Genomic DNA, 26,736 nt, shown 5'->3' with positions numbered 1-26,736 from the left:
TGGGTGTCTGGATGTGTTTCCCGGCGATTTCCTTTTTTCACAGCAGTTATAGTCCGACGGCCATGACCTATACCAGCTCAACCGTTCACGTGCCCGACGTGGCGGCCGTACCGCGCCACATCGCGATCATCATGGACGGCAATGGCCGTTGGGCAACGCAGCGCCGCCTGCCACGCGTCGCAGGCCACACGCGCGGCGTGGACGCCGTGCGCTCGGTCGTCGAGACGTGCGTGGAGCGCGGCGTCGAGTACCTCACGCTGTTCGCGTTCAGTTCCGAGAACTGGCGCCGCCCGACCGACGAAGTCTCGTTCCTCATGCGCCTGTTCGTCAGCGCGCTCGAGCGCGAGGTGGCGCGGCTGCACGCGAACGGCATCCGCCTGCGCGTGGTCGGCGACCTGTCGATGTTCAACGAGCGCATCCAGGACCTGATCCGCCGCGCGGAAACCAGGACCGCGCGCAATACCCGTCTCACGCTCACGATCGCTGCGAACTACGGCGGTCGCTGGGACATCATGCAGGCGACCCGCAAGCTGGTCGAGGAGGCCGCGGCCACGGGCCAGCCGGTGCCCGTGACCGAAGACTCGTTCGCCCAGCATCTCGCAATGGCCTATGCGCCCGAGCCCGATCTGTTCATCCGCACGGGTGGGGAGCAGCGGGTGAGCAATTTCCTGCTCTGGCAACTCGCGTACGCCGAGTTCTATTTCACCGACACGTTCTGGCCGGATTTCGACGCCGAAGCGCTCAACCGCGCCATCGCGTCGTACGCCGAGCGCGAGCGCCGTTTCGGCCGCACCAGCGCGCAGGTCGTCGCCCAGAACGTCGATTCGCTTTCATGCTGAAGACCCGCGTCATCACGGCGCTCGTCCTGCTGGCCGTCTTTCTGCCAGTTACCCTGTACGCGCCGGTGGCGTGGTTCGGCGCGCTGATCGGCGTCGTGGTCGTGTTCGCCGCGTGGGAGTGGGCGCGCCTCCTGAAGGCCGGCGCCACCGGCTCGATCGTCTATGCGGTGGTCGCGGCGGCGGTCGTCGTGCTCAGCACGCGCCTGCCGACGCCGCTGCCGCTCTTTCAGGCGGCGGCGGTGTTCTGGATCATCGCCGGCCCGTACGTGCTGCTGCGCAAGCCGGTGCTGGCCGCGGGCGCCTGGCGCGCCTTCCTGCTCGCTGCCGGGCTCATCCTGTTCGCTGCCTGCTGGCATGCGCTGGTGGCAGCGCGCACGGCGGGCGTGGCTTTCGTCCTGTCCCTTCTGCTCGTCGTATGGCTGGCCGATATCGGCGCATACTTTGCAGGTAAGGCATTCGGAAAGCATAAGCTCGCGCCTGCGATCAGCCCCGGCAAGACGTGGGAGGGCGCCGTGGGCGGGTGGGCCGCCGTGATGGTCGTGTCCAGCGCGGCGATCGCGCTTCACGCGTTCGAACCCACGCTGTATTCCGCGCTCGCGGCCCAGACCGGACTTGGCCGTGCGCTTTTCGTACTTACCGTGCTGGTCGCGTTCAGCGTGGTCGGCGATCTGTTCGAGTCGATGCTCAAGCGCCAGGCTGGCGTGAAGGACTCGAGCGGCCTTCTGCCCGGTCACGGCGGGGTCCTCGACCGCATCGACGCGTTGCTGCCCGTGCTGCCGCTCGCCATGCTGCTGCTTGGCTAGAGGTGCCTGTTTAGAGACGCTCGGTTAGAGACGCTCGGTTAGAGACGCTCGGTTAGAGATTTCAATATGCAAAAACGACTCACTCTGCTCGGTTCCACGGGCTCGATTGGCGACAGCACGCTCGACGTCGTCGCGCGGCATCCGCAACGCTTCTCGGTCTACGCGCTCACTGCGCATCGCAACGGCGACAAGCTCGTCGAGCAATGCCTGCGCTTCGCGCCCGAAGTGGCCGTGGTCGGTGACGCCGCCACCGCCGGGCAGGTCGAGCGCAAGCTGCGCGAAGCCGGCTCGAAGACGATCGTGACCTACGGGCCGCAAGCCCTTGTGGAAGTCTCGAAGAGCGATGGCTGCGACACCGTGGTCGCGGCGATCGTCGGCGCGGCGGGTCTCGCGCCCACGCTGGCGGCAGCGAAGGCCGGCAAGCAGATCCTGCTCGCCAACAAGGAAGCGCTCGTGATGTCGGGCGACATCTTCATGGATACGGTGCGCGACAGCGGCGCGGTGCTGCTGCCGCTCGATAGCGAGCACAACGCCGTATTCCAGTGCTTTCCCCGCGAGGGCACGCAACATGGTGGCGTGACCAAAATCATCCTCACGGCCTCGGGCGGCCCGTTCCGCACGCGCGAGCCCTCGACGCTCGTGAACGTGACGCCGGACGAGGCCTGCAAGCACCCGAACTGGTCGATGGGCCGCAAGATCTCGGTCGACTCGGCCACGATGATGAACAAGGGCCTCGAAGTGATCGAGGCGCACTACCTGTTCGACCTGCCGGGCGAGCGCATCGACGTGCTGATCCATCCGCAAAGCGTGATCCACTCGATGGTCTCGTACGCCGACGGTTCGGTGCTCGCGCAACTAGGCAACCCCGACATGCGCACGCCGATCGCCCACGCGCTGGCTTACCCCGAGCGGGTCGACTCCGGAGTCGCTCAGCTCGATCTGGCGCAGATCGCGACGCTCACGTTCGAAAAACCCGATTACGCGCGCTTTCCGTGCCTCGCGCTCGCGATGCAGGCGCTGGCCGCCGGTGGCGTCGCGAGCGCGGCGCTCAACGCGGCGAACGAGGTCGCAGTGGAAGCATTCTTGAATCGGCGCATCGGCTTCATGGCCATCGCACAGACGGTGGACGCCGTACTGAGCGCGCTCGAGAACCGCAGCGCCTCGAGTCTCGAAGTCGTGCTCGAAGCCGACGCGGCTGCCCGCCGTGCGGCTCACACCATCATCGACAGCCTGCCGGTGCCGGCCTGACAGGTCGCCGAGGGGCTCGCGAACGGTTCCCGGAGGACCACGGGCACGCGAGCCTGACCTCGGGGCCGCTCCCGCACCGGTGCGCTGCTTCCAGCCAGGGAGGCGCTCATGAACCTGCTTACTGAACTCATCGCGTTCGTTGTGGCGATCGGCGTGCTCGTGGTCGTCCACGAGTACGGGCACTACAGCGTCGCGCGTTTGTGCGGCGTGAAGGTCCTGCGCTTCTCGATCGGTTTTGGCAGACCGCTTGTCCGGTGGGTCAACAAGAAGAGCGGTACCGAGTGGACCATCTCGGCGCTGCCGCTCGGCGGCTACGTGAAGATGCTCGACGAGCGCGAGTCGGACGAAAAGATTCCGGCGGGCGATTTGCCGCACGCGTTCAACCGCCAGTCGGTCGGCAAGCGCATTGCGATCGTTGCGGCCGGGCCGATCGCCAATTTCGTGCTGGCCGTTGCGCTGTTCGCGGTGGTGTACGCGAGCGGCGTGACGGAGCAGTCGGCCATCGTCGCGGCGCCGCCCGCGCAATCGGCGGCGGCGCGTGCGGGTTTTCAGGGTGGCGAGACGATTCTTTCGGTGAGCGATGCAAACGGCAGCGACACCGAGCGCGTACGTTCGTGGTCGGACCTGCGCTGGAAGCTGCTCGCTTCGGCATTCGACCAGGGTCGCGTCGTGCTTTCCGCGCGTGACGGCGCGGGCACTTATGATTTTCCGCTCGACCTCTCGCAGCTCACGGGCAAGGATCTCGACGACGACTTCATGACGAAGCTCGGCCTCGAAGCGGGGGGCAGCACGCTGAAAGTGGCTGCCGTGGAGGCGGGTAGTGCGGCGCAACATGCCGGGCTGCAAGCGGGCGATCAGCTGCGCGCCATCGACGGCCGTCCCGTGGACAGCGCAACCACATTCATCGCCTACGTCAAGGCGCATGCGGGCAAGCCGGTGCTGCTCACGGTGACGCGCGATGACGGCGCCCGGCACACGCAGCAAACGCTCATGCTGACGGTCACGCCAACGCTTCAGCGCGATGCGCAAACCGGCGACGAAGTGGGGCGCATCGGCGCGGCGCTCTCGGCGCAGGCGCCTTCGGTGGACGTTCGCTACGGGCCGCTGGAGAGCGTGCGCCTCGGTGCGTATCGCACGTGGGACATCGCCGTCTATTCGCTGCGGATGTTCGGCCGCATGGTGACCGGCGAAGCTTCGCTGAAGAATCTGTCCGGGCCGGTGACGATTGCCGACTACGCCGGCAAGAGCGCAAGACTCGGCCCTGCCGCGTTTTTATCGTTCCTCGCCCTTGTGAGCATCAGCCTCGGTGTATTGAATCTGCTCCCAATTCCGGTATTGGACGGGGGGCATCTGTTATATTATCTGGTTGAAGCCGTAACGGGCAAAGCCGTATCGGATCGCTGGCAGCTGGTGCTGCAGCGAGCGGGGCTTGCCTGCATCGTCGCGCTGTCGGCGATCGCGTTGTTCAACGATCTGGCTCGGTTAATCCATTTCTAAAGATGTCTGGCGGCGTCCGAGGGCGGGCCGCCTGACCTGATGCAGCTATACATAATTGGGGAAGCACGTTGTTTAGACCTCATCGCTTGGTTCCAAAAACGGTTGCGGCCGCGGCGATTGCCGCGCATGGACTCGTTGCCCACGCAGCAACGACGCCTTTCGTGGTTCAGGACATCCGCATCGAAGGGCTGCAACGCGTCGAGCCGGGCACCGTGTTCGCCTATCTGCCGATCAAGCAGGGCGATACGTTCACCGACGACAAGGCGTCCGAGGCCATCCGCGCACTCTATGCGACGGGCTTCTTCAACGACGTGAAGATCGCCACCGAAGGCGGCGTGGTGGTCGTGCAGGTCCAGGAGCGCCCGGCGATCGGCACGATCGACTTCGCGGGCATCAAGGAATTCGACAAGGACAACCTCACGAAGGCGCTGCGTGCAGTCGGCCTCTCGCAAGGCCGCTATTACGACAAGGCGCTCGTCGACAAGGCCGAGCAGGAGCTCAAGCGGCAGTACCTCACGCGCGGCTTTTACGCCGCCGAGGTCACCACCACGGTCACGCCGATCGACCGCAACCGTGTCGGCCTGCTGTTCTCGGTCGTCGAAGGCCCGAGCGCGAAGATCCGCCAGATCAACTTCATCGGCAACAAGACCTACAGCTCCGGCACGCTGCTCGCCGAGATGCAGCTGTCCACGCCGAACTGGTTCTCCTGGTACACGAAGAACGACCTTTACTCGAAGGAAAAGCTCACGGGCGACCTCGAGAACGTGCGCTCGTACTACCTGAACCACGGCTACCTCGAGTTCAACATCGACTCGACGCAGGTCTCGATCTCGCCCGACAAGAAGGACATGTACCTCACCATCGGCATTCACGAAGGTGAGCCGTACAAGGTGTCGGGCGTGCATCTCGCGGGCAACCTGCTCGACCGCGAGGCCGAGCTCAGGAAGCTCATCAAGATCAAGCCGGGCGACACCTTCTCGGCCGAGAAGCTGCAGGCCACCACCAAGGCCATCGTCGACAAGCTCGGTGAGTACGGCTACGCGTTCGCGACCGTCAACGCGCTGCCGCAGATCGACCAGCAGAATCACACGGTCGACCTCACGCTGCAGGTCGACCCGAGCCGCCGCGTGTACGTGCGCCGCATCAACGTGGTGGGCAACACGCGCACGCGCGACGAAGTCGTGCGCCGCGAAATGCGCCAGCTCGAAAGCTCGTGGTTCGATTCGAACCGTCTCGCGCTCTCGAAGGACCGTATCAACCGTCTCGGCTACTTCACGGACGTCGACGTGACCACGGTGCCCGTGGAAGGCACGGCCGACCAGGTGGACGTGAACGTCAAGGTCGCCGAAAAGCCAACCGGCGCGATCACGCTCGGTGCGGGTTTCTCGTCCACGGACAAGGTGGTGCTGTCGGCGGGCGTCTCGCAGGACAACGTGTTCGGTTCGGGCACGTCGCTGTCGCTGAACGTGAACACCGCGAAGACGTACCGCACGCTGGCCCTCACGCAGGTCGACCCGTACTTCACGGTGGACGGCATCAAGCGCATCACCGACGTCTACTACCGCACGTACCAGCCGTTGTACTACTCCACGGATTCGAGCTTCCGCATCATCACGATGGGCGGCGACCTCAAATTCGGCATTCCGTTCTCGGAAGTCGACACGGTCTATTTCGGCGCGGGCTTCGAGCAGGATACGCTCGACGTCGACGCGAACACGCCGCAGAGCTACAAGGACTACGTGAACGAGTTCGGCCGCGTGTCGAACAACGTCCCGCTCACGGTGGGCTGGTCGCGCGACGCGCGTGACAGCGCGCTCGTGCCGAGCAAGGGCTACTTCACGCAAGCTAACGCCGAGTACGGCACGCCGGTCGGCGGCACACAGTACTACAAGGCCGACATCCAGGCCCAGTACTACTATTCGTTCGCGCGCGGCTTCGTGCTGGGCATGAATTTCCAGGGCGGCTACGGTAACGGCCTCGGCGGCAAACCGTACCCGATCTTCAAGAACTACTACGCGGGTGGTATCGGTTCGGTGCGCGGCTATCAGCCGAGCTCGCTGGGTCCGCGCGACAAGACGACGAACGACCCGATCGGCGGTTCGAAGATGCTGGTCGGCAACATCGAGGTGACGTTCCCGCTGCCGGGCACGGGCTATGACCGGACGCTGCGCGTATTTACCTTCGTCGACGGTGGTAACGTCTGGGGCACGGAAGGCAACAGTATCGGCGCCAACGGCCTGCGTTACAGCTACGGTTTCGGTCTCGCCTGGATCTCGCCGATCGGCCCGCTCAAGCTGAGCCTGGGCTTCCCGATCACCAAGCATACGGGCGACCAGTACCAGAAGTTCCAGTTCCAGATCGGGACGGCGTTCTGACGTATGTTCAGCCCGGCGCCGCGAAGCGCGGCGCCGGAATCCAGGAAACGAGAGGATGACTTTGCTAACGGGTATGTTTTCCAGACGGGCGATCGGGGCGATAACGGTTTCGCTGGCGCTCGTCGCTACCGGGACGGGACTCGCGCAGGCGCAGGAAGCCAGGATCGCGGCGGTGAACTCGGATCGCATTCTGCGCGAGTCGGTTCCGGCGAAGGCCGCACAGACCAAGCTCGAGGCCGAGTTCGCCAAACGCGACAAGGATCTGCAGGACATGGCGCAGCGCCTGAAGGCGATGTCCGACTCGCTCGACAAGAACGGCCCGTCGATGTCGCCGACCGATCGCGCGCAGAAGCAACGCGATCTTTCGGCGCTCGACAGCGACTTCCAGCGCAAGCAGCGTGAATTCCGCGAAGATCTGAACCAGCGCCGCAACGAGGAACTCGCGGCGGTGCTCGACCGCGCGAACAAGGTGATCAAGCAGATCGCCGAACAGCAGCACTACGACCTGATCGTGCAGGAAGCGGTCTATGTGAGCCCGCGCATCGACATCACCGACCAGGTGCTGAAGGCGCTTGCCGCGAACAGCGCCGGCAGTAGCAGCAACTGACGCAACTAAAGCAACCAAGGCAGGAGCAGCACGCGCATGGCATTTACGCTTGAGGACATCGTCGGGCGGTTCGGCGGCGAGGTGGTGGGCGATGCGACGCAACGCGTCTCGTCGCTCGCGCCCCTCGACCAGGCTGGTCCGCAACAGCTCGCGTTCCTCGCCAATCCGAAGTATCTCGCGCAGGTCGAGACGACCCGCGCGGGCGCGGTGCTCATCAGCCCGGGCGACCTCGAAAAGCTCGCGTCGCGCGAGGGTCGCAACTTCATCGTCACACCCAATCCGTATGCTTACTTCGCGCGTGTCGCGCAGGCGTTCATCGACCTTGCGGCGCCGAAGGCGCGGCCCGGCGTACACGCCAGCGCGCATGTCGACGCGAAGGCGCAGGTTGCCGCGAGCGCGGTGATCGGCCCCAACGTCACGGTGGAGGCTGGCGCCGTGATCGGCGAGAATGTCCGGCTCGACGCGAACGTTTTCATCGGCCGCGGCACCCACGTAGGCGAGGGCTCGCATCTGTACCCGGGCGTGACCGTCTATCACGGTTGCAAACTTGGCGCACGCGCCATCGTGCATGCCGGCGCCGTGATCGGCTCGGACGGTTTCGGGTTTGCCCCCGATTTCACGGGCGAGGGCGAGGCGCGCACGGGTAGCTGGGTCAAGATTCCGCAGGTGGGCGGCGTGTCCATCGGGCCGGATGTCGAGATCGGTGCGAACACGACGATCGACCGTGGCGCGATGGCCGACACGATCATCGAAACGTGCGTGAAGATCGATAACCTCGTGCAGATCGGCCACAACTGCAAGATCGGCGCCTATACGGTCATTGCGGGCTGCGCCGGCATCGCTGGCAGTACGACGATCGGCCGCCACTGCATGATCGGCGGCGCCGTTGGCATTGCGGGGCATGTCACGCTGGGCGACTACGTGATCGTCACGGCGAAGTCGGGTGTCTCGAAGTCGCTGCCGAAGGCGGGCATCTACACGAGCGCTTTTCCGGCAGTCGATCATGCCGAGTGGAACAAGAGCGCTGCGATCCTGCGGAACATCGACAAGCTCCGCGAGCGCATCAAGGCGCTCGAGGCGGCCGTCGCCCAGAAACCGCAGGGCAGCGAATAAGAAAGCAATTCGGGTAACGGGCGGCGTATCGCGCAAGCGGCACGCCGCCGGAGCGCCGTGCAACGGCGGCCGCACGGGGCGGCGTCAGTTTTTGCGGCCGCTTCGGGTAACGGGCCAGCTGTCCGGGGCCACAACGCCCCGGAGCTACCACCCGCCTGGGGCTACCCGCCTGGGGCTGCCCGCCTGGGGCTCCCCGCCTGGGGCATTCCTCATGCACGGGAGACCGGGCGTGGCGCATACTTCGCGTCAGCGCGTGCCTGTTTGGACCCTAAGGGCTGGCCCATTGGGGCTGGCCCATCGGGGCTGGCCCATATGGGCCGGGCGGGACGCGCCGGGCGCCTTGAAAATCGAAATCGAAAAGTCACACGCGCAATTCCTGCGTGAGCAGAACCACCATGAACATCGAAAAACTCAACTTCGACATCCACAAGATTCTCACGCTGCTGCCGCACCGCTACCCGTTCCTGATGGTGGACCGGGTTATCGAGCTGGAGCCGCACAAGAGCATCAAGGCGTTGAAGAACGTGACGGTCAACGAACCTTTCTTCACCGGCCACTTCCCGCAGCGTCCTGTCATGCCGGGCGTGATGATTCTCGAGGCGCTCGCGCAGACCGCCGCGCTGCTCACCTTCTCCGAGGAAGAGCAGGATTTCGAGAACACGCTGTACTACTTCGTCGGCATCGACGGTGCGCGCTTCAAGCGTGTGGTCGAGCCGGGCGATCAGCTCATCCTCAACGCGACGTTCGAGCGCTACATGCGCGGCATCTGGAAGTTCAAGGCGAAGGCCGAAGTGGATGGCGTCGTCGCCTGCGAGGCCGAACTCATGTGCACCGTGAAGAAAATGGACGCGGCGCAGTAAGACCCGCAGCCGTATGCCGCGGCGCGCCCTGACCCAGGGGCGCCCCGGCACGGAAACAGAATCGGAAAGCGAGGACGAATGAGCAGGATCCACTCCACTGCGGTCATCGAACAAGGCGCGCAGATCGACGAATCGGTCGAAATCGGACCGTTCGCGGTCGTGGGTGCTAACGTCACCATCGGCGCGCGCACGAAGGTCGGTTCGCACAGCGTGCTGGAAGGCCACACGACGATTGGCGAAGACAATACCATCGGCCACTACGCGTCGATCGGCGGCCGTCCGCAGGACATGAAGTACAAGGGCGAGCCCACGAAGCTAGTGATCGGCAACCGTAACACCATCCGCGAGTTCACCACGCTGCATACGGGCACGGTGCAGGACACCGGCGTCACGGTCATCGGCGACGATTGCTGGATCATGGCCTACGTACATGTGGGTCACGACTGTCGACTGGGCAGCAACATCATCATGTCGAGCAATGCGCAGCTCGCCGGCCACGTGATCGTGGACGACTACGCGATCGTCGGCGGCATGACCGGCGTGCACCAGTTCGTGCGCATCGGCGCGCACTCGATGGTGGGCGGCGCCTCGGCGCTCGTGCAGGACGTGCCGCCGTTCGTCATCGCGGCCGGCAACAAGGCGGTGCCGCACGGCATCAACGTGGAAGGTCTGCGTCGCCGCGGCTTCACGCCCGACGCGATTTCGGCGCTGCGCTCGGCGTACCGCACGCTCTACAAGAACGGGCTCTCGCTGGAAGAGGCGAAGGCGCAGCTCGCCGAACTCGCGCAGGCGGGTGGCGAGGGCGACACGCACGTGCAAGCGCTGCTCGACTTCGTCGAGCAGTCGCAACGCGGCATCATTCGCTGACCGATGGCGCTGCAAACGCGTCCGCTGCGCCTCGCGATGGTCGCCGGCGAACCGTCCGGCGACCTGCTTGCGGCCTCGCTGCTCGCCGGTCTCAAGGCTCGCCTGCCCGATACTACGCAGTACTATGGAATCGGCGGCCCGCGCATGACGGCCGCCGGCTTCGATGCGCACTGGCCGATGGAAAAGCTTTCCGTGCGCGGCTATGTCGAGGCGCTCAGGCACATTCCCGACATTCTGCGCATCCGCAACGAGCTCAAGCACCAGCTGCTGGCCGACCCGCCCGACGCCTTCATCGGCGTGGACGCGCCGGACTTCAACTTCGGTCTCGAGCACGCCCTGCGCGATGCGGGCATTCCGAGCATCCACTTCGTTTGCCCGTCGATCTGGGCGTGGCGGGGCGGTCGTATCAAGAAGATCCAGAAGGCCGTGGATCACATGCTGTGCGTCTTTCCGTTCGAAACGGCGATTCTCGAAAAGGCAGGCGTGGCCGCATCCTATGTGGGCCATCCGCTCGCCGACGACATTCCGCTCGAACCGGACATGACCGGCGCGCGACGCGCGCTCGGCCTGCCGGAAAGCGGTCCGGTGATCGCGGTACTGCCGGGCAGCCGCCGTTCGGAAATCAACCTGATCGGACCGACCTTCTTCGATGCGATGCAGATCATGCAGCGACGCGAGCCGGCGCTGCGCTTCGTGATGCCGGCGGCGACGCCCGCAATCCATGCACAGTTGCAGGAACTCGCGAACGCGCACGAGGGTCTCGCCCTCACGATCATCGACGGGCAGTCGCAGCTCGCCATGACGGCCGCCGACGCGATCCTCGTGAAGAGCGGCACCGTCACGCTCGAAGCGGCGCTGCTCAAGAAGCCGATGGTCATCTCCTACAAGGTGCCCTGGCTCACGGGGCAGATCATGCGCCGCCAGGCCTATCTGCCTTATGTGGGCCTGCCGAATATCCTGGCGGGCCGCTTTGTCGTGCCGGAAATCCTGCAGCATTTCGCGACGCCCGAGGCGCTTGCCGACGCGACGCTCACGCAGTTGCACGACGAGGCAAACCGGCGCACGCTGACCGAGGTGTTCACGCAGATGCATTTGAGCCTGCGTCAGAACACCTCGGAGCGCGCGGCTGAAGTGGTCGTGCGCATCGTCGAGGGCCGCAGGGGGCGGACATGAGCGAGGGCACGATCCAACGCGCGAAGGCGCCGGCTGCGAAGAAATCGCCGTCGGCGGCGGCGCTCAAGCTCGCCGCGCGTCGCAAGGCTGCGCGGCAGGCCGGCCTGCTGTTCGAGTCGCCCGACGACGTCATCTGCGGCGTGGATGAAGCGGGGCGCGGGCCGCTCGCCGGACCCGTGGTCGCGGCCGCCGTCATTCTCGATCCCGCCCGGCCGATCCGCGGACTCAACGATTCGAAGCTGCTGACGGCGCAGGCCCGCGAGACGCTGTACGAACGCATTGTCGAGCGATCGCTCGCATGGAGCGTCGCGTCGGCGACGGTCGAGGAGATCGACACGCTCAACATCCTCCACGCGACGATGCTGGCGATGCGACGCGCCGTCGAAGGCCTGACCATCGTGCCGACGCTCGCGAAGATCGACGGCAATCGCTGCCCGGTCATGCCGGTGCGCAGCGAGGCGGTGGTCGGCGGCGACGCGCTCGTGCCGAGCATTTCGGCCGCCTCGATCATCGCGAAGGTCACGCGCGACCGCATGCTGGTCGAACTTCACCAGCGTCATCCGCATTACGGTTTCGATGCACATGCGGGCTATGGCACGCCGCAGCACCTCGAGGCGCTGCGCGTGCATGGTCCGTGCGAGCATCACCGGTGCTCGTTCGCCCCCGTGCGCGACGCGTACGCGCTGCACGGCCTCGCGCTGCCCGGCGTGGCGACGGTGGTCGTCAGCGCCGCCGACCTCGCTGAAGGCGACGCATTCGCGCCGGTGCCCTGAGTCGCCGCCGGCGGCGTCGCTCAGGCGCGCTGGCGCCGCTTCGCAGGGTGGCTTCGTCGCCGTTTTACTTTTCCCCGATCCTCTCTTGAAACGCCAGGCCCGCCCGTGAAAGCCATTACCTCGCGCGACAATCCGCTCTACAAGCGCCTGAAAGCGCTGGCCGGTTCGACGCATCAACAGCGGCGCAGCCATCAGGCCCTGCTCGAAGGCTTCCATCTCGCGAGTGCCTGGCTCGACGGCGGCTCGCAGCCCGAATATTGCGTGGTGACCGAAGGCGCGATGGCGCATGACGAAGCGCAGGCCATCGTCGCCCGCGTGGACGAACGCCGCGTGATCACGCTGCCCGATGCGCTCTTCGGTCAACTCTCGAACGTGGTCCACGGAGTCGGGCTGCTGCTGCTCGTCGATATGCCCGAGATGCAGCTGCCCACGCGCGTCGACTCGACCTGTCTCGTGCTCGACGGCCTGCAGGACGCCGGCAACGTCGGCTCGATCCTGCGCAGCGCGGCGGCCGCCGGCATCGACAAGGTGTTCTGCACGCCGGGCACGGCGTACGTGTGGTCGTCGAAGGTACTGCGCTCGGCAATGGGTGCGCATTTCCTGTTGCAGGTGTTCGAAAACGTCGAGCCCGATGCGCTCGTCGAGATGCTCGGCGTGCCGGTCGTGATCACGGATTCGCACGGTGCGCAGGCGCTCGACGAAGCCGATCTCACTGGCCAGGTCGCGTGGGTGTTCGGCAACGAAGGGGCAGGTGTTTCGCAGGTGTGGCGCGACGCGGCGGCGCTGCGCGTGACGATTCCTCAGCCCGGCGGCATGGAGTCGCTCAACGTCGCGGCCGCGGCGGCCGTATGCGTGTTCGAGCAATGCCGGCAGCAGCGGCACGCCCGCTGACCCTTGCCTGAACCATCAAAGCGAAAACGCCCGCGTCACAAGACGCGGGCGTTTTCATATTCAATCGCTTCGACTAGCGGCTGCGCCCCTCAATACGAGGGCTTGTCGATGCGAATTTCCTGCAGGATCGTCGTGGCGATTTCCTCGATGGACTTGTGCGTCGACGAGAGCCACTTGATGCCTTCGCGGCGCATCATCGCTTCGGCTTCGTTCACTTCGTAACGGCAGTTTTCCAGCGCGGCGTACTTGCTGCCCGGGCGCCGCTCGTTGCGGATCTCGGTGAGGCGCTGTGGGTCGATCGACAGACCGAAAATCTTCGCGCGATGCGCAAGCAACGAATTCGGCAGCTTGCCGCGCTCGAAATCGTCGGGAATCAGCGGGTAATTCGCCGCCTTCACCCCGTACTGCATCGCGAGGTAGAGGCTCGTCGGGGTCTTGCCGCTGCGCGACACGCCCACGAGGATCACGTCGGCGTCGGCGAGATTGCGGTCGGACTGCCCGTCGTCGTGCGCGAGCGAGAAGTTGATCGCTTCGATACGGTTCTTGTATTCGTCGGTGTCGGCGTTCTGGTGGCCGCGGCCCATGGCGTGGCTCGACTTGAGCTCCAGCTCCTGCTCGAGCGGCTCCACGAAGGTCTGGAACATGTCCAGCACGAGCGCATTCGCGCGCTTGACGATCTCGTTCGAGTTGCTGTCCACGAGCGTCGTGAAGACGATCGGGCGGCGGCCTTCCTGCACGGCGGCTTCATTGATCTTTTCGGCCGTCGAGAAAGCTTTGTCGGTCGAATCGACGAAGGGCACGCGCACGAGGCGGAATTTCTGGTCGAACTGCGACAGGATCGAATGCGCGAAGGTTTCGGCAGTGATCCCGGTACCGTCGGAGACGATGAATACGGTAGGCGGCATCGGTTGAGGCTGGGTACGTGAGCTGCAGGGCCGCTCGGGACAGGCTTGGGCGCCCGGAAAGCCCCGTCCGGCGAGACCGAGGGGCAATTCTCGCCGACTGGCACAATTTCGGGAGTCGGCACGGTAGAATAGCGGCAACCTGTTGGATAAGCAATTGCAGTGCAACCGCGCCAAACAGCCGCCCATCGCGGCGCATTCTGGTGTCAATTTGCAGCGATTCCTTCTAACTATCGGCAATCGCGCGCATCTTCGTGCTTTTCCGCTCCCGGAAATTCGCCTGGCGCCTGAGCGATTGTTTTTCCAACAGGTTGCGCAAGACGCGACTCCGCCTCCAATGGGTGGACCGCGTTCGAGCCCACTTGCGCAATCGTGAATTTTTTTCACACTTAGGGGCTTGTATGACTAACACCGTTGCCAAGGATCAGGCGTATGTAGTGCCTTTCGAGCAGTTGCGGATGACCGATGTCGAGATCGTAGGCGGCAAGAACGCCTCGCTCGGCGAAATGATCAGCCAGTTGGCTGAAGCTGGCGTGCGTGTGCCCACGGGCTTCGCTACGACTGCGCTCGCCTTCCGCGACTTCCTGAAACACAACAACCTGACCGAACGGATCGCCGCTCGTCTGGAAACGCTCGACGTCGACGACGTCAAGGCGCTGGCCGAAGCGGGCAAGGAAATCCGTCAGTGGATCGTCGACGCGCCGCTGCAGCCGAAGCTCGAAGCGGACATCCGCGCCGGCTTCGAGACGCTGCAGAAAGGCTCGCCGGCTGAACTCTCGTTCGCCGTGCGCTCGTCGGCAACGGCGGAAGATCTGCCCGACGCTTCGTTCGCCGGTCAGCAGGAAAGCTACCTGAACGTCGTGGGCATCGAAGATGTGCTCGATCGCTTGAAGCACGTGTTCGCGTCGCTCTACAACGACCGCGCCATTTCGTATCGCGTCCACAAGGGCTTCACCCACGCCGAAGTCGCACTGTCGGCTGGCGTGCAGCGCATGGTCCGCTCGGACCGTGGTGCCGCAGGCGTGATGTTCACGCTCGATACCGAATCGGGCTTCAAGGACGCCGTCTTCATCACGTCGAGCTATGGCCTCGGTGAAACCGTGGTCCAGGGCGCCGTGAATCCGGACGAGTTCTATGTCTTCAAGACCACGCTCGCACAGGGCAAGGCTCCGATCATCCGCCGCTCGATCGGCTCGAAGCTCATCAAGATGGAGTTCACGCAGCCGGGCGAGCCGGGCCGCGTGAAGACGGTCGACGTCTCGCACGAACAGCGCAACCGTTTCTCGATCACCGACGAAGACGTGATCGAGCTGGCGAAGTACGCCGTCATCATCGAGCAGCACTACCAGCGTCCGATGGACATCGAGTGGGGCAAGGACGGTCTCGACGGCAAGATCTTCATTCTCCAGGCGCGTCCGGAGACGGTGAAGAGCCAGGCCGCGGGCAAGGTCGAGCAACGCTTCAAGCTCAAGGGCCAGTCGCAGGTGCTCGCCACGGGCCGCGCAATCGGCCAGAAGATCGGCGCCGGCCGCGTGAAGGTGATTCACGACCCGTCGGAAATGGAACGCGTGCAGCCGGGCGACGTGCTGGTCGCCGACATGACCGACCCGAACTGGGAGCCGGTGATGAAGCGCGCTTCGGCGATCGTCACGAACCGTGGCGGCCGTACCTGCCACGCGGCGATCATCGCGCGTGAGCTTGGCGTGCCGGCCGTGGTGGGCTGCGGCAACGCAACCGACGTGCTGAAGGACGGCGCGCTCGTCACGGTTTCGTGCGCCGAAGGCGACGAAGGCCGCATTTATGACGGTCTGCTGGAAACCGAAGTCAGCGAAGTCCAGCGTGGCGAGCTGCCGGCGATTCCCGTGAAGATCATGATGAACGTCGGCAACCCGCAGCTCGCGTTCGACTTCTCGCAACTGCCGAACGCCGGTGTTGGCCTCGCGCGTCTCGAGTTCATCATCAACAACAACATCGGTGTGCACCCGAAGGCGATCCTCGAGTACCCGAACATCGATGCGGATCTGAAGAAGGCCGTGGAAAGCGTCGCTCGCGGTCACGCTTCGCCGCGCGCGTTCTACGTCGACAAGCTCACGGAAGGCATCGCCACGATCGCGGCGGCGTTCTATCCGAAGCCCGTGATCGTGCGTCTGTCGGACTTCAAGTCGAACGAGTACAAGAAGCTGATCGGCGGTTCGCGCTACGAGCCGGACGAGGAAAACCCGATGCTCGGCTTCCGCGGCGCGTCGCGCTATATCGCCGAGGACTTCGCGCAGGCGTTCGAAATGGAGTGCCTCGCGCTCAAGCGCGTGCGTGAAGAGATGGGCCTCGCGAACGTCGAGATCATGGTGCCGTTCGTGCGTACGCTCAAGCAGGCGGAGCGCGTGGTGGGCCTGCTCGAGAAGTACGGCCTCAAGCGCGGTGTGAACGGCCTGAAGCTCATCATGATGTGCGAAGTGCCGTCGAACGCGATCCTCGCCGAAGAGTTCCTGCAGTACTTCGACGGTTTCTCGATCGGCTCGAACGACCTCACGCAGCTCACGCTGGGCCTCGACCGGGATTCGGGCATGGAACTGCTGGCCGTCGACTTCGACGAGCGCGATCCTGCCGTGAAGTTCATGTTGAAGCGCGCGATCGAAACCTGCCGCCGCCTCAACAAGTACGTCGGTATCTGCGGCCAGGGCCCGTCCGATCATCCGGACTTCGCCCAGTGGCTCGCCGAAGAAGGCATTGCGTCGATCTCGCTGAACCCGGATACGGTCGTCGAGACGTGGCAGGCGCTGGCGAAGGCGAAGTAAGCACTGCGCCGGGGGCGCGAGCCCCCGGTGCATACTGGGCTTGATGTGGATTCCCCTGCGGCTTCGCACGCTGCGGAAAAAAGTGTCAGCTTCGTGCTATAACACCCCGGTCTAGCCGGGGTGTTTTACTTTGGGAGGTCGTCGTGGGTCCGCATGGCTTGTTCTGGTGGATTGCCGCTGGCGTGCTCATCGTCGCGGAGCTGATGACAGGGACGTTCTACCTCTTGATGATCGCGCTCGGCTTTCTCGCGGGCGCGCTGACTTATGAACTCGGCGCGCCGCTCGACGTGCAGTTGATCGTTGCGGCGGTGGTGGGTCTCGCGGCCGTGGTCACGCTGCGGCGCTCGCGCTTTGGCCGTCGCCGGCGCATGAACGACGCTTCGACCGATCCGGGCGTGAATCTCGACATCGGCGCGACGCTCGCCGTCGCCGCCTGGCGCAACGGCCGCGCGCGCGCCATGTATCGCGGCGCCGAATGGGACGTCGAACTCGCGCCCGGCGAGCCCGAAGACGCTCAGCTCTATGTCATCAAGGCGGTGCGCGGCAGTTGTCTCGTCGTTGCGGCGAAGCGGGAGCGCCATGCAGCCGATGCACCCGGCGGCGCCCGCCATGCGTGACCGGCGGGGTAGAGAAAAACGCAACCAATAAACCACACTGAAGCGAACGGAGGTCCCGTATGCAAGTCCCAGTCGTCGGCCTGATTCTGCTCGTGATCGTCGTCGTGCTGATCGCCCAGACCATCAAGATCGTGCCGCAGCAGCACGCCTGGGTGGTCGAGCGGCTCGGGCGCTATCACGCGACGCTCACGCCGGGGCTGACGATCGTGCTGCCGTTCGTGGACCGCGTGGCCTACAAGCACGTGCTCAAGGAGATCCCGCTCGACGTGCCGAGCCAGGTCTGCATCACGCGCGACAACACGCAGCTTCAGGTAGACGGCGTGCTGTACTTCCAGGTCACCGACCCGATGAAGGCATCGTACGGGTCGAGCAACTTCGTGTTCGCGATCACGCAGCTCTCGCAGACCACGCTGCGCTCCGTGATCGGCAAGCTCGAACTCGACAAGACCTTCGAGGAGCGCGATTTCATCAATCACAGCGTCGTGTCGGCGCTCGATGAAGCCGCGTCGAACTGGGGCGTGAAGGTGCTGCGCTACGAAATCAAGGACCTCACGCCGCCGAAGGAAATTCTTCACGCCATGCAGGCGCAAATCACCGCCGAGCGCGAAAAGCGTGCGCTGATCGCGGCTTCCGAGGGCCGCAAGCAGGAGCAGATCAATCTGGCGTCGGGCGCGCGCGAGGCGGCGATCCAGAAGTCGGAAGGCGAGCGGCAGGCCGCGATCAACCAGGCGCAGGGGCAGGCGGCGGCCATTCTGGCGGTGGCCGAAGCGAATGCGCAGGCCATCCAGAAGATCGGCGCTTCGATCCAGGAGCATGGCGGCATCGATGCGGTCAACCTCAAGGTCGCCGAGCAGTACGTGAACGCGTTCGCCAACCTCGCGAAGCAGGGCAACACACTGATCGTGCCGGGAAACATGGGCGACCTCAGCTCGATGATCGCCTCGGCGCTCACGATCGTGAACCGCGCGGGCTTGCGGGAGGGGCAGATCAGAGGAGCGGGTGCGGCGAAGGGTGCCTAGGCGTCGCAGCGGCAGGGCGCCGCGAGGGACGAAACAAAAACGGGCCGCATGAGCGGCCCGCTTGCTATTCAACGATCGACAACGATCGAACGATTGCCGGATCAGGTCGGCGAGCGCATCAGGCGCGCTTTCTCGCGCTCCCAGTCGCGCTTCTTCTCGGTTTCGCGCTTGTCATGCAACTTCTTGCCCTTGGCGAGTCCGATCTCGCACTTCACGCGCCCGCCCTTGTAGTGAAAATTCAACGGCACGAGCGTGAATCCGCGCTGCTCGACCTTGCCGATCAGCTTGTCGATTTCCTCGCGGCGCAGCAGCAGCTTCCGTATGCGGGTGGGGTCCGGGTGGATGTGCGTCGAGGCTTCGGGCAGTGGGCTGATGTGCGTGCCGATCAGGTAGAGCTCGCCGTCCTTGATCATGACGTAGCTCTCCTTGATGTTGGCGCGCCCGGCGCGCATCGCCTTCACTTCCCATCCCTCCAGCACGAGCCCAGCCTCGTGGCGTTCTTCGATGAAGTAATCGAAGAACGCTTTTCTGTTATCGATGATGCTCATAGGAAAATGGGATCGGCCCAACTCGTTTAAAATTACGATTTTAGCAAAGCGGGCTCCCGAAAGCCCGCGGCGCTTTCAACCTTGCCACGCATTGCGCAATTTATGGCGGATGTCCAGAAAACCGTGTTGATTCGCCATTCGGCGGAGCAGATGTTCGACCTCGTCACCGACGTCGCCGACTACCCCAATTTCCTGCCGTGGTGCGGCGGCGTCGAGATCCGCCGACAGGACGAAACCGGCATGGAGGCGAAGATCGACATCAACTTCAAGGGCATCAAGCAGCACTTCGCCACGCGCAACTCGCAAAAGCGGCCCGAACGGATCGACATGGAGTTCGCCGACGGTCCGTTCCGCAAGTTCACGGGCTATTGGCGTTTCACGCCGCTGCGCGCCGACGCCTGCAAGATCGAGTTCGCGCTGCATTACGAGTTCTCGAGCATCATCCTCGAGAAGCTCATCGGGCCGGTGTTCAATCACATCGCGAACACCTTCGTCGACTCCTTCGTGAAGCGCGCCGACCAGCGCTACGGCAAGCCATGAGCGCCAATCTTTCCATCGACGTCTGCTACGCGCTGCCGGATGCGCAAACGCTCATCAGCATCGAACTGGCGCCGGGGGCGACGGTCCAGCAGGCCATCGAGGCGAGCGGCATTCTCGCGCGCCATCCCGAAATCGATCCCCACAGGCTGAAGGTGGGCGTCTTCGGCAAGCTCAAGCCGCTCGACACCGTCCTCGCCGACCACGACCGCGTGGAGATCTATCGCCCGTTGATCGTCGATCCGAAGATGGCGCGCCAGCGCCGCGTCGACAAGAGCCGCCGGGAAGGTTCGGTCGAGGGGCGCAAGTGGCTGCCCAAGGATTCACGCTAGGGCGACAAAACGGGTTGCCGGGAGGCCGCCACACCGATGCCGCACGAACGTAATGGGCGGGACGGCTTGCGCTGTCCCGCCCATTCGGCTTCCTGGGGCGCGCCGGCTCTGAGCTTCTTCCCTCGTGCGCGCGCGCGAGTCCGTTTACGCGGTAGTGCCGCTTCGCCGCAGGTCCGTGTTCCGCCGCTCGCGGCGAGTTTCGTTGGTGGTCCCCGGCAGATCGCCTTCCGGCACGATCCCGTCGCCATGCAGGGTTTCCTGAGCGTCGCCCGAGTGCTGGCGTACCGACCAGCTCACGCCCGCCACCAGCAATACGATCGCCGCGACTTCCAGCGCGCGCGGCAGCCGGTGATCGTAAATAAAGCCGTACAGCAGCGCGAAGAGTGTCTCGAAGACGATCATTTGACCCGAGAGCGTGAGCGGCAGGCGCTTGGCGGCGGCGTTCCAGAGGCCGTTGCCGAGCCACGACGCACCGATCGCGAGTACCAGGTTGAGCTGCCAGAAGGTGGACCAGCGGGAGCTTGCCACGCTTTCCTGCACCCACCCCGACGGCAGGATGAGAATGCCGAGCCAAAGCAGGCCGCCGAGCGCGCCCGTGACGACGCCCCACAGTACCGACCATTCGTTGCCGCCGAAGTGCGCATTGCGCTGCAGATAGCGGGCGTTCTCGACTGCGAACCACGTCCAGCACACGAGCGCGCCGACGGCACTGCCGATGCCGGCGAGGCGCGCAAGCGCGCTCGCCGGCCCGCCGGCGTTCGCGGCGGTGAATACGTCCACGTTGATGCAGACGATGCCGGCCGCGATCATCGCGAGTGGCCAGACGAGCCGTGAAATGGGCACCGCGCCGTGGTCGCGGCGCCCGAGCAGCGTGACCGTGACGGGCAGTACGCCGACGATCAGCGATGCGGGCGAGATGCCCACCAGATGGATCGCACTTGCGAGAAAGAGGTAATAGAGCACGTTGCCGACGAGCGCGAGTTTCACGAGCGCGATCAGGTCGGCCCGCGTGATGCGCGGCCACACGCGACGTAGCATGGGTACGAGCGCGGCAAGCGAGACGAGCCCGTACATGACATAGCGGCCAGCGCTGAGGAGCAGTGGCGAGAACTCCGCCAGCTGCCGGGGCACGACGAACACGGTTCCCCATAACGCGCCGGCGAGCACGCCGTACAACACACCACGCTGCATTTGCATTGCCTCCAGAAACTTCGGATGGCCCGACCGGGCCTGTCTAACGGAATGTCGCGAAGCTTAGCCGGCGGCCCGCGCGGCCGTCTTGTTCGATCCTGCACCGTGCGTCGGGCGCAGGCGGCGGCCGGGCCGGATATTCGGGTCGGAGGTGCGGCGCTTGGGCATGGCGTGCGTTAGTGGGGGCAGGCAATGGAAATAATCCCGAAAACGACGCTAAGCTACTGTTCACACTGATGATTTCCAGGGCGCTATCGCGTATAATCTGCTTTTGCGCCTATAGGATTTGCCATGCGTCTGATCCAGAAAGCACTCACGTTCGATGACGTGCTCCTCGTCCCCGCCTTCTCCGACGTTCTCCCGCGCGACACCAGCCTGAAGACCCGGCTGACCCGCAATATCTCCCTGAACATTCCGCTCGTGTCGGCCGCGATGGACACCGTCACCGAAGGCCGTCTGGCCATCGCCATGGCGCAGCAGGGCGGCGTCGGCATCATCCACAAGAACCTCACGCCGGCCGAACAGGCGCGCGAGGTCGCGAAGGTGAAGCGCTTCGAGTCGGGCGTCGTGCGCGATCCGATCACGGTTCCGCCGCAAATGAAGGTCGCGGAAGTCATCGCACTCTCGCAGCAGCATGGCATTTCGGGGTTCCCGGTCGTGGAGGGCGCGCAGCTCGTCGGCATCGTCACGAATCGCGACCTGCGCTTCGAAACGCGTCTGGAAGAGCCGGTGCGCTCGATCATGACGCCGCGCGAGCGCCTCGTCACCGTCAAGGAAGGCACGCCGCTGACCGAAGCCAAGGCGCTCATGCACAGCCACCGCCTCGAGCGCGTGCTGGTCGTGAACGATGCGTTCGAACTGCGCGGCCTCATGACCGTCAAGGACATCACCAAGCAGACCGAGCACCCGGCCGCCTGTAAGGACGAGCACGGCAAGCTGCGCGCAGGCGCGGCAGTCGGCGTCGGTCCCGACAATGAAGAGCGCGTGGAACTGCTGGTGCAGGCCGGCGTGGACGTGATCGTGGTCGATACGGCGCACGGCCACAGCAAGGGCGTGCTCGAGCGCGTCAAGTGGGTCAAGCGCAACTTCCCCCACGTCGAGGTGATCGGCGGCAACATCGCCACGGCCGACGCGGCGCGCGCGCTCGTCGAGTACGGCGCCGACGGCGTGAAGGTCGGTATCGGCCCGGGCTCCATCTGCACGACGCGTATCGTGGCAGGCGTGGGCGTGCCGCAGATCAGTGCGATCGCCAACGTCTCTGATGCGCTCAAGGGCACGGGCGTGCCGTGCATCGCCGACGGCGGCGTGCGCTACTCGGGCGACGTTTCGAAGGCGCTGGCAGCCGGCGCGAACGCCGTGATGATGGGCAGCATGTTTGCCGGCACTGAAGAGTCGCCGGGCGACGTGTTCCTGTACCAGGGCCGCCAGTTCAAGTCGTACCGCGGCATGGGCTCGGTCGGCGCGATGAAGGACGGCGCTGCGGACCGCTACTTCCAGGACAACTCGGCCAATATCGACAAGCTCGTGCCGGAAGGCATCGAAGGCCGCGTCGCCTACAAGGGCCCAATCAATGCAATCCTGTTCCAGCTGATCGGTGGCGTGCGTGCTTCAATGGGCTACTGCGGCTGCCGTACGATCGACGATCTGCATGCGAAGGCGGAGTTTGTGCAGATTACTGGCGCGGGCCTGAACGAATCGCACGTGCACGACGTGCAGATCACCAAGGAAGCGCCCAACTATCACGTGGACTAAGCCCCGATGAAGCCGCTGCTGCGCGTGCTGCTGATTGTCGATGCGTTGACATTGCTGGGGTTCGGCGTGCTGTTTGTCCTCACGCCCTGGACCGCGGTCTACAACGCGTTGCAACTCGAGCAGACGCAGCCGGTGCTCGTCGGGCAGGCGTTTGGCGTGGTGCTGCTCGGGTTCGCGTGGCTTGCGCTGCGCGCTGCGTTCCACGGCGAAATGACGGTGCCGGTAGGGCGCACGGTGGGACACGTCAACTGGATTGCCGGCGTGCTCATGCTGGTCTGGCTGATAGGCTTGCGTGCGCCGCGGCTCTCGGGTTTTGGGCAACTGGTGGCCGGTGCGGTTGGCGTGTGGCTGATCATCCTCGGACTCGGCGGCGCCCGGCTCGCGGGCGCGGTGCGCCAGCGCCAGAAAGGCCAGACGAGCGGCAGTTCCGCGCAACGGCGCAAGGCGGCGAAGGATGAGCGCGAACTTCGTGAACAGCCGGTGTCGTACGCGAAGCCGGGTTTTCTGCGAACGGTGGCGTGGGGCGGTGCGAACGAGCCGAAACGGCCGGCGCCGCCGGTCGAATCCGCTGTGGAAGTCCCGACCGTGACACCCGCCGCCGTTCCGCCGGTAACGCCACGAGCGTCGACTGTGGCCCCGCCGGCCGCTGGCCCGGCGCAAGCTGAAGAGGCGCGGCTGGCGGCTCGCGACGAAGCGGCCGACGCACCGAGGCCTCCACTGCGTGGCTGATGCCGCGCGCAAACCCGGCCTCCGAAACGCCAGACATAATGCGCCCGAAGCAGCGCCCGAAACAGCACGCATATCGCGTCCGCAATTGCGCCACCCGGTTCCGCCGTAGCGCGGTGCCCCGGTCCTGATGAAATCATGCCGCGCTTCTCGCATGTGGCGCGGCTTTCTGTATCCGTTCTTTTTTAGGTCTCGTCCGCAGCCATGCACGACAAAATCCTGATTCTCGACTTCGGCTCGCAAGTCACCCAGCTCATCGCCCGTCGCGTGCGCGAAGCCCACGTCTACTCGGAAATCCATCCGTATGACGTCGACGACGCCTTCGTGCGCGAATTCGCGCCGAAGGGCATCATCCTTTCGGGCGGTCCGAACTCGGTCACCGACACCGACACCCCGCGCGCGCCGCAGGCCGTGTTCGAGCTGGGCGTGCCGGTGCTCGGCATTTGCTACGGCATGCAGACGATGGCCGAGCAACTCGGCGGCAAGGTCGACGGCGGCCATCTGCGCGAATTCGGCTACGCCGAAGTGCGCGCGCGCAACCACACGAGCTTCCTCGAAGGTATCGAAGACTTCCGCACGAGCGAAGGCCACGGCATGCTCAAGGTCTGGATGAGCCATGGCGACAAGGTCACCGAAATGCCGGCCGGCTTCCAGCTGATGGCCTCGACGGAATCGTGCCCGATCGCGGCAATGGCCGACGAGGCGCGCCACTTCTATGGCCTGCAATGGCACCCGGAAGTCACGCACACCGTGCAGGGCCGCGCGATGCTCGAGCGCTTCGTGCTCGGCATCTGCGGCGCCAGGGCCGATTGGGAGATGGGACACTACATCGACGAAGCCGTCGAATCGATTCGCAAGCAGGTGGGCAGCGAGCACGTGATTCTCGGCCTGTCGGGCGGCGTGGATTCGTCGGTGGCGGCGGCGCTGCTGCACCGCGCGATTGGCGACCAGCTGACCTGCGTCTTCGTCGATCACGGCCTCCTGCGCCTGAACGAAGCCGAGCAGGTGATGTCGATGTTCGCCGACAACCTCGGCGTGAAGGTGATCCATGTCGACGCCAGCGAGGCGTTCATGTCGAAGCTCGCGGGCGTGACCGACCCGGAAGCGAAGCGCAAGATCATCGGCGCCGAGTTCGTCGAGGTGTTCCAGGCGGAAGCGGGCAAACTCACCGATGCGAAGTGGCTCGCGCAAGGCACGATCTACCCGGACGTGATCGAGTCGGCGGGCAAGGGCAAGAAGGCCGCCCACACGATCAAGAGCCACCACAACGTCGGCGGCCTGCCGGAAACGCTGAACCTCAAGCTGCTCGAACCGCTGCGCGAACTCTTCAAGGACGAAGTGCGCGAACTGGGCGTGAAGCTTGGCCTGCCGCCTGACATGGTGTATCGCCATCCGTTCCCGGGCCCGGGCCTTGGCGTGCGCATTCTCGGCGAGGTGAAGCGCGATTTCGCGGACCTGCTGCGCCGCGCGGATGCGATCTTCATCGAGACGCTGCGCACCACGATCGACAAGGAAACGGGCAAGTCGTGGTACGACCTCACGAGCCAGGCGTTCGCGGTGTTCCTGCCGGTGAAGAGCGTGGGCGTGATGGGCGATGGCCGGACGTACGAATACGTCGTCGCACTGCGCGCTGTGCAGACGCTCGACTTCATGACGGCGCACTGGGCGCATCTGCCGCACGAGTTGCTTGGCCACGTGTCGAACCGCATCATCAACGAAGTGCGCGGCATCAATCGCGTTGTCTATGACATCTCGGGCAAGCCGCCTGCGACGATCGAGTGGGAGTGAGTGTCATTTTGGTGCGTGATCTGGCAAGGTCTGGCGACGACCCGAAGTAAAGCCAAAAAAGCCCGCGATTCTGCGGGCTTTTTTCATGTTCTTGTCGTTTGTATGGATCATTAATAAGGGTGGCGTTTTTCAATTAATTTCTATGATTGATTTCTCATGCCATGCTTGACAATCCATTCTCGCGCCGTGCTCTTTTTAGTCTTCTCACACTCTGCAATTATATACTTGGCTTTTTCCGGTGCATTGTGTATCGTTCAAATTCATCTAATGCAAAAAAAGTTTTTGTGACCACGGTAGGCGTATTCTAACCCCTTCGCTGGCAAGCCTTCGGACATGAAAATTTTCATCGCTAGTCCACAAGATCAACTCGTCCATAACTTCCTTGGGGTGCTCTTTCAGCAGTGGACGGATGCCGTACTCACCGGTAAATTGTTCAGCTCCTTTAAAAAGGACAATGACAATTTCCGTTTTCATTCCCGTGCCGCTCGACATACCTGCTGATAGGCCACAACCAGTATCCGTAATTTAACATCCCTTCCGGTTTGGTCCATTCCGGGCCAAGCATGTTAAAGAACGCTCGTCCTGTATTTAGTGATTTGCTGCATTATGCTTATTGTCGTCGCATCAGCAAACAGCCATTCGGAGGGTGATTGCCATTCTGGCAGTCATAGGGCTCGACGACTCACCGGCCCTTGACTGGCACACCGACACCACGACTCAAAGCCGCAATCTGCCGGATTCCCGCTCGTGTGGCGAGCGTCAGCGGTGCTCGATGCACCCTTTTTGATCTGCATCAAGCGTCCATTTGCCGGCCGGCAGTGTGATATTCGCTTTATCGCATCACGGATTCAGTGCGCTTCGAACTTCCACCGCGACTCATCGTGGGCCGAGGGTGAGCAGCGAGCGCCCGGCAATGCGATTGCGAATCCCGCTTTCGTATCCACTCTTCACGGCTGACCGTGCTGTTGTTGCCTGACGGGAGAAACGATGACGTACGTCCAACGACTTGCGGACTGCCTCACGCGGCTGCGCAAGGCCAGCATGGCCGCACTTCTTGCGCTCCTCGTTGTATCGCTTTTCGGTATCCCGTTCTTCAGCGAGCCCGGTAGTCAGGTCAGCCGTATCGTGCAGGACGTGCTTTTCTCGTTGATCCTCGCGGCCGGGGTCGTGACGTCAAAAGAACGACCCGGCGTCTTCCCTCTGATCGCTCTGGGTGCTCTCATTGCCGTAACGGTGCGCTGCGCCAGCTGGCTGTTTCCGGCGGATTACACGCTGGCGATACGTGACGAAACCGCTCTCGCGGCGGTCGCGCTGATTGGTGCAACCCTCGGGATGATCGTGTTCGGCCCGGGCAAAGTCACATTTGACCGGATCGACGGAGCGATAGCCCTTTACATCCTGATCGGCATGATTTGGGCCTATGCCTATCAGCTGGTCAATTTAAGGTTTCCCCATGCGTTTTCCGGAACCACACTCGGCCCGG

General features: G+C 64.3%; 25 protein-coding genes. 21 read left to right on the top strand and 4 right to left on the bottom strand.

Annotated elements, in window-relative coordinates; genetic code table 11:
* Positions 1–62 precede the first annotated feature (62 nt).
* From BMI01S_RS26040 to BMI01S_RS25985, 12 genes are all read left to right on the top strand, one after another.
* On the top strand, positions 63–839 hold the full coding sequence (locus tag BMI01S_RS26040; RefSeq protein WP_028211417.1) for an isoprenyl transferase: 777 nt from the start codon (positions 63–65) through the stop codon (positions 837–839).
* The gene (locus tag BMI01S_RS26035) at positions 833–1,642 is read left to right on the top strand and encodes a phosphatidate cytidylyltransferase (RefSeq protein WP_028211418.1); all 810 of its coding nucleotides are present in this window, start codon (positions 833–835) and stop codon (positions 1,640–1,642) included. The genes BMI01S_RS26040 and BMI01S_RS26035 overlap by 7 nt, the downstream gene beginning before the upstream one ends.
* Before the next feature lie 66 nt (positions 1,643–1,708).
* On the top strand, positions 1,709–2,890 hold the full coding sequence (locus BMI01S_RS26030) for a 1-deoxy-D-xylulose-5-phosphate reductoisomerase (protein ID WP_028211419.1): 1,182 nt from the start codon (positions 1,709–1,711) through the stop codon (positions 2,888–2,890).
* Positions 2,891–2,998: 108 nt separating this feature from the next.
* Positions 2,999–4,387: an RIP metalloprotease RseP gene (gene rseP, locus BMI01S_RS26025; protein ID WP_028211420.1), complete on the top strand. Its 1,389-nt coding sequence runs from the start codon at positions 2,999–3,001 to the stop codon at positions 4,385–4,387.
* A 68-nt stretch (positions 4,388–4,455) separates the two neighbouring features.
* Entirely contained in the window at positions 4,456–6,762 is a 2,307-nt protein-coding gene (gene bamA / locus BMI01S_RS26020) for an outer membrane protein assembly factor BamA (protein WP_028211421.1), read from the top strand.
* A 61-nt stretch (positions 6,763–6,823) separates the two neighbouring features.
* A complete protein-coding gene (locus BMI01S_RS26015) occupies positions 6,824–7,369 on the top strand; it encodes an OmpH/Skp family outer membrane protein (RefSeq protein ID WP_028211422.1) in 546 nt (181 codons plus the stop codon).
* 36 nt (positions 7,370–7,405) lie between these two features.
* On the top strand, positions 7,406–8,482 hold the full coding sequence (gene lpxD / locus BMI01S_RS26010) for a UDP-3-O-(3-hydroxymyristoyl)glucosamine N-acyltransferase (protein ID WP_028211423.1): 1,077 nt from the start codon (positions 7,406–7,408) through the stop codon (positions 8,480–8,482).
* Positions 8,483–8,877: 395 nt separating this feature from the next.
* Complete coding sequence (fabZ, locus tag BMI01S_RS26005; RefSeq protein WP_028211424.1) at positions 8,878–9,342, top strand: 3-hydroxyacyl-ACP dehydratase FabZ; 465 nt, start codon at positions 8,878–8,880, stop codon at positions 9,340–9,342.
* Between the two features lie 78 nt (positions 9,343–9,420).
* A complete protein-coding gene (gene lpxA, locus BMI01S_RS26000) occupies positions 9,421–10,209 on the top strand; it encodes an acyl-ACP--UDP-N-acetylglucosamine O-acyltransferase (RefSeq protein WP_028231862.1) in 789 nt (262 codons plus the stop codon).
* Positions 10,210–10,212: 3 nt separating this feature from the next.
* Positions 10,213–11,382: a lipid-A-disaccharide synthase gene (gene lpxB / locus BMI01S_RS25995; RefSeq protein WP_028231861.1), complete on the top strand. Its 1,170-nt coding sequence runs from the start codon at positions 10,213–10,215 to the stop codon at positions 11,380–11,382.
* On the top strand, positions 11,379–12,155 hold the full coding sequence (gene rnhB, locus BMI01S_RS25990; RefSeq protein ID WP_036045841.1) for a ribonuclease HII: 777 nt from the start codon (positions 11,379–11,381) through the stop codon (positions 12,153–12,155). The genes lpxB and rnhB overlap by 4 nt, the downstream gene beginning before the upstream one ends.
* Before the next feature lie 105 nt (positions 12,156–12,260).
* Entirely contained in the window at positions 12,261–13,046 is a 786-nt protein-coding gene (locus BMI01S_RS25985) for a TrmH family RNA methyltransferase (protein WP_028231859.1), read from the top strand.
* Between the two features lie 89 nt (positions 13,047–13,135).
* On the opposite strand, the gene ppsR is transcribed toward BMI01S_RS25985, so the two are convergent.
* Positions 13,136–13,951, bottom strand: a complete 816-nt coding sequence (gene ppsR / locus BMI01S_RS25980) for a posphoenolpyruvate synthetase regulatory kinase/phosphorylase PpsR (RefSeq protein WP_028211429.1) — start codon at positions 13,949–13,951, stop codon at positions 13,136–13,138.
* Positions 13,952–14,349: 398 nt separating this feature from the next.
* Here ppsR and ppsA point away from each other — a divergent pair, with 398 nt between their 5' ends.
* From ppsA to BMI01S_RS25965, 3 genes are all read left to right on the top strand, one after another.
* Positions 14,350–16,743 (top strand): phosphoenolpyruvate synthase, encoded by a 2,394-nt coding sequence (gene ppsA / locus BMI01S_RS25975; RefSeq protein WP_042290977.1) that lies wholly within the window; start codon positions 14,350–14,352, stop codon positions 16,741–16,743.
* Between the two features lie 143 nt (positions 16,744–16,886).
* Positions 16,887–17,360 (top strand): NfeD family protein, encoded by a 474-nt coding sequence (locus BMI01S_RS25970; protein WP_028211431.1) that lies wholly within the window; start codon positions 16,887–16,889, stop codon positions 17,358–17,360.
* A gap of 59 nt (positions 17,361–17,419) precedes the next feature.
* Positions 17,420–18,379, top strand: a complete 960-nt coding sequence (locus BMI01S_RS25965; RefSeq protein WP_028231858.1) for an SPFH domain-containing protein — start codon at positions 17,420–17,422, stop codon at positions 18,377–18,379.
* Between the two features lie 101 nt (positions 18,380–18,480).
* Here the strand turns inward: BMI01S_RS25965 and smpB are convergent, their stop codons facing one another.
* Positions 18,481–18,927 carry an SsrA-binding protein SmpB gene (gene smpB / locus BMI01S_RS25960; RefSeq protein WP_028211433.1) on the bottom strand — a complete coding sequence of 149 codons (447 nt, stop codon included), beginning with the start codon at positions 18,925–18,927 and terminating at the stop codon, positions 18,481–18,483.
* A 102-nt stretch (positions 18,928–19,029) separates the two neighbouring features.
* On the opposite strand from smpB, the gene BMI01S_RS25955 reads away from it, so the two are divergent.
* The gene (locus BMI01S_RS25955) at positions 19,030–19,467 is read left to right on the top strand and encodes a type II toxin-antitoxin system RatA family toxin (RefSeq protein ID WP_028211434.1); all 438 of its coding nucleotides are present in this window, start codon (positions 19,030–19,032) and stop codon (positions 19,465–19,467) included.
* Complete coding sequence (locus BMI01S_RS25950; protein ID WP_028211435.1) at positions 19,464–19,796, top strand: RnfH family protein; 333 nt, start codon at positions 19,464–19,466, stop codon at positions 19,794–19,796. The genes BMI01S_RS25955 and BMI01S_RS25950 overlap by 4 nt, the downstream gene beginning before the upstream one ends.
* 144 nt (positions 19,797–19,940) lie before the next feature.
* On the opposite strand, the gene BMI01S_RS25945 is transcribed toward BMI01S_RS25950, so the two are convergent.
* A complete protein-coding gene (locus tag BMI01S_RS25945; protein ID WP_081723499.1) occupies positions 19,941–20,987 on the bottom strand; it encodes a DMT family transporter in 1,047 nt (348 codons plus the stop codon).
* A 291-nt stretch (positions 20,988–21,278) separates the two neighbouring features.
* On the opposite strand from BMI01S_RS25945, the gene guaB reads away from it, so the two are divergent.
* The 3 genes from guaB to guaA all read left to right on the top strand — a co-directional run bounded on the left by guaB (position 21,279) and on the right by guaA (position 25,253).
* A complete protein-coding gene (gene guaB / locus BMI01S_RS25940; protein ID WP_028211436.1) occupies positions 21,279–22,739 on the top strand; it encodes an IMP dehydrogenase in 1,461 nt (486 codons plus the stop codon).
* 6 nt (positions 22,740–22,745) lie between these two features.
* Positions 22,746–23,468: a hypothetical protein gene (locus BMI01S_RS25935; protein WP_028211437.1), complete on the top strand. Its 723-nt coding sequence runs from the start codon at positions 22,746–22,748 to the stop codon at positions 23,466–23,468.
* Positions 23,469–23,669: 201 nt separating this feature from the next.
* A complete protein-coding gene (gene guaA / locus BMI01S_RS25930; protein ID WP_028211438.1) occupies positions 23,670–25,253 on the top strand; it encodes a glutamine-hydrolyzing GMP synthase in 1,584 nt (527 codons plus the stop codon).
* Between the two features lie 264 nt (positions 25,254–25,517).
* Here guaA and BMI01S_RS42595 read toward each other — a convergent pair whose 3' ends face one another.
* Complete coding sequence (locus tag BMI01S_RS42595; protein ID WP_202905085.1) at positions 25,518–25,727, bottom strand: hypothetical protein; 210 nt, start codon at positions 25,725–25,727, stop codon at positions 25,518–25,520.
* A 513-nt stretch (positions 25,728–26,240) separates the two neighbouring features.
* On the opposite strand from BMI01S_RS42595, the gene BMI01S_RS25925 reads away from it, so the two are divergent.
* Positions 26,241–26,736, top strand: a 496-nt coding sequence (locus tag BMI01S_RS25925; RefSeq protein WP_042290975.1) for a hypothetical protein, incomplete at its 3' end; no start/stop codon positions are given.

Origin of the sequence: Paraburkholderia mimosarum LMG 23256 = NBRC 106338, from assembly GCF_000739815.1 — a bacterium.
Taxonomy (GTDB): Bacteria; Pseudomonadota; Gammaproteobacteria; order Burkholderiales; family Burkholderiaceae; genus Paraburkholderia; species Paraburkholderia mimosarum.
The sequence above is the reverse complement of the archived record's forward strand: the minus strand, read 5'-3'. Positions and strand labels throughout refer to the sequence as shown.

Bases quoted from the DNA above. Each gene is read 5' to 3' on its own strand.
- BMI01S_RS26040 (WP_028211417.1), top strand. From the start codon at position 63: ATGACCTATACCAGCTCAACCGTTCACGTGCCCGACGTGGCGGCCGTA.
- BMI01S_RS26035 (WP_028211418.1), top strand. From the start codon at position 833: ATGCTGAAGACCCGCGTCATCACGGCGCTCGTCCTGCTGGCCGTCTTT.
- BMI01S_RS26030 (WP_028211419.1), top strand. From the start codon at position 1,709: ATGCAAAAACGACTCACTCTGCTCGGTTCCACGGGCTCGATTGGCGAC.
- rseP (WP_028211420.1), top strand. From the start codon at position 2,999: ATGAACCTGCTTACTGAACTCATCGCGTTCGTTGTGGCGATCGGCGTG.
- lpxD (WP_028211423.1), top strand. From the start codon at position 7,406: ATGGCATTTACGCTTGAGGACATCGTCGGGCGGTTCGGCGGCGAGGTG.
- fabZ (WP_028211424.1), top strand. From the start codon at position 8,878: ATGAACATCGAAAAACTCAACTTCGACATCCACAAGATTCTCACGCTG.
- lpxA (WP_028231862.1), top strand. From the start codon at position 9,421: ATGAGCAGGATCCACTCCACTGCGGTCATCGAACAAGGCGCGCAGATC.
- lpxB (WP_028231861.1), top strand. From the start codon at position 10,213: ATGGCGCTGCAAACGCGTCCGCTGCGCCTCGCGATGGTCGCCGGCGAA.
- rnhB (WP_036045841.1), top strand. From the start codon at position 11,379: ATGAGCGAGGGCACGATCCAACGCGCGAAGGCGCCGGCTGCGAAGAAA.
- ppsR (WP_028211429.1), bottom strand. From the start codon at position 13,951: ATGCCGCCTACCGTATTCATCGTCTCCGACGGTACCGGGATCACTGCC.
- ppsA (WP_042290977.1), top strand. From the start codon at position 14,350: ATGACTAACACCGTTGCCAAGGATCAGGCGTATGTAGTGCCTTTCGAG.
- BMI01S_RS25965 (WP_028231858.1), top strand. From the start codon at position 17,420: ATGCAAGTCCCAGTCGTCGGCCTGATTCTGCTCGTGATCGTCGTCGTG.
- smpB (WP_028211433.1), bottom strand. From the start codon at position 18,927: ATGAGCATCATCGATAACAGAAAAGCGTTCTTCGATTACTTCATCGAA.
- BMI01S_RS25955 (WP_028211434.1), top strand. From the start codon at position 19,030: ATGGCGGATGTCCAGAAAACCGTGTTGATTCGCCATTCGGCGGAGCAG.
- BMI01S_RS25950 (WP_028211435.1), top strand. From the start codon at position 19,464: ATGAGCGCCAATCTTTCCATCGACGTCTGCTACGCGCTGCCGGATGCG.
- BMI01S_RS25945 (WP_081723499.1), bottom strand. From the start codon at position 20,987: ATGCAGCGTGGTGTGTTGTACGGCGTGCTCGCCGGCGCGTTATGGGGA.
- guaB (WP_028211436.1), top strand. From the start codon at position 21,279: ATGCGTCTGATCCAGAAAGCACTCACGTTCGATGACGTGCTCCTCGTC.
- BMI01S_RS25935 (WP_028211437.1), top strand. From the start codon at position 22,746: ATGAAGCCGCTGCTGCGCGTGCTGCTGATTGTCGATGCGTTGACATTG.
- guaA (WP_028211438.1), top strand. From the start codon at position 23,670: ATGCACGACAAAATCCTGATTCTCGACTTCGGCTCGCAAGTCACCCAG.
- BMI01S_RS42595 (WP_202905085.1), bottom strand. From the start codon at position 25,727: ATGAAAACGGAAATTGTCATTGTCCTTTTTAAAGGAGCTGAACAATTT.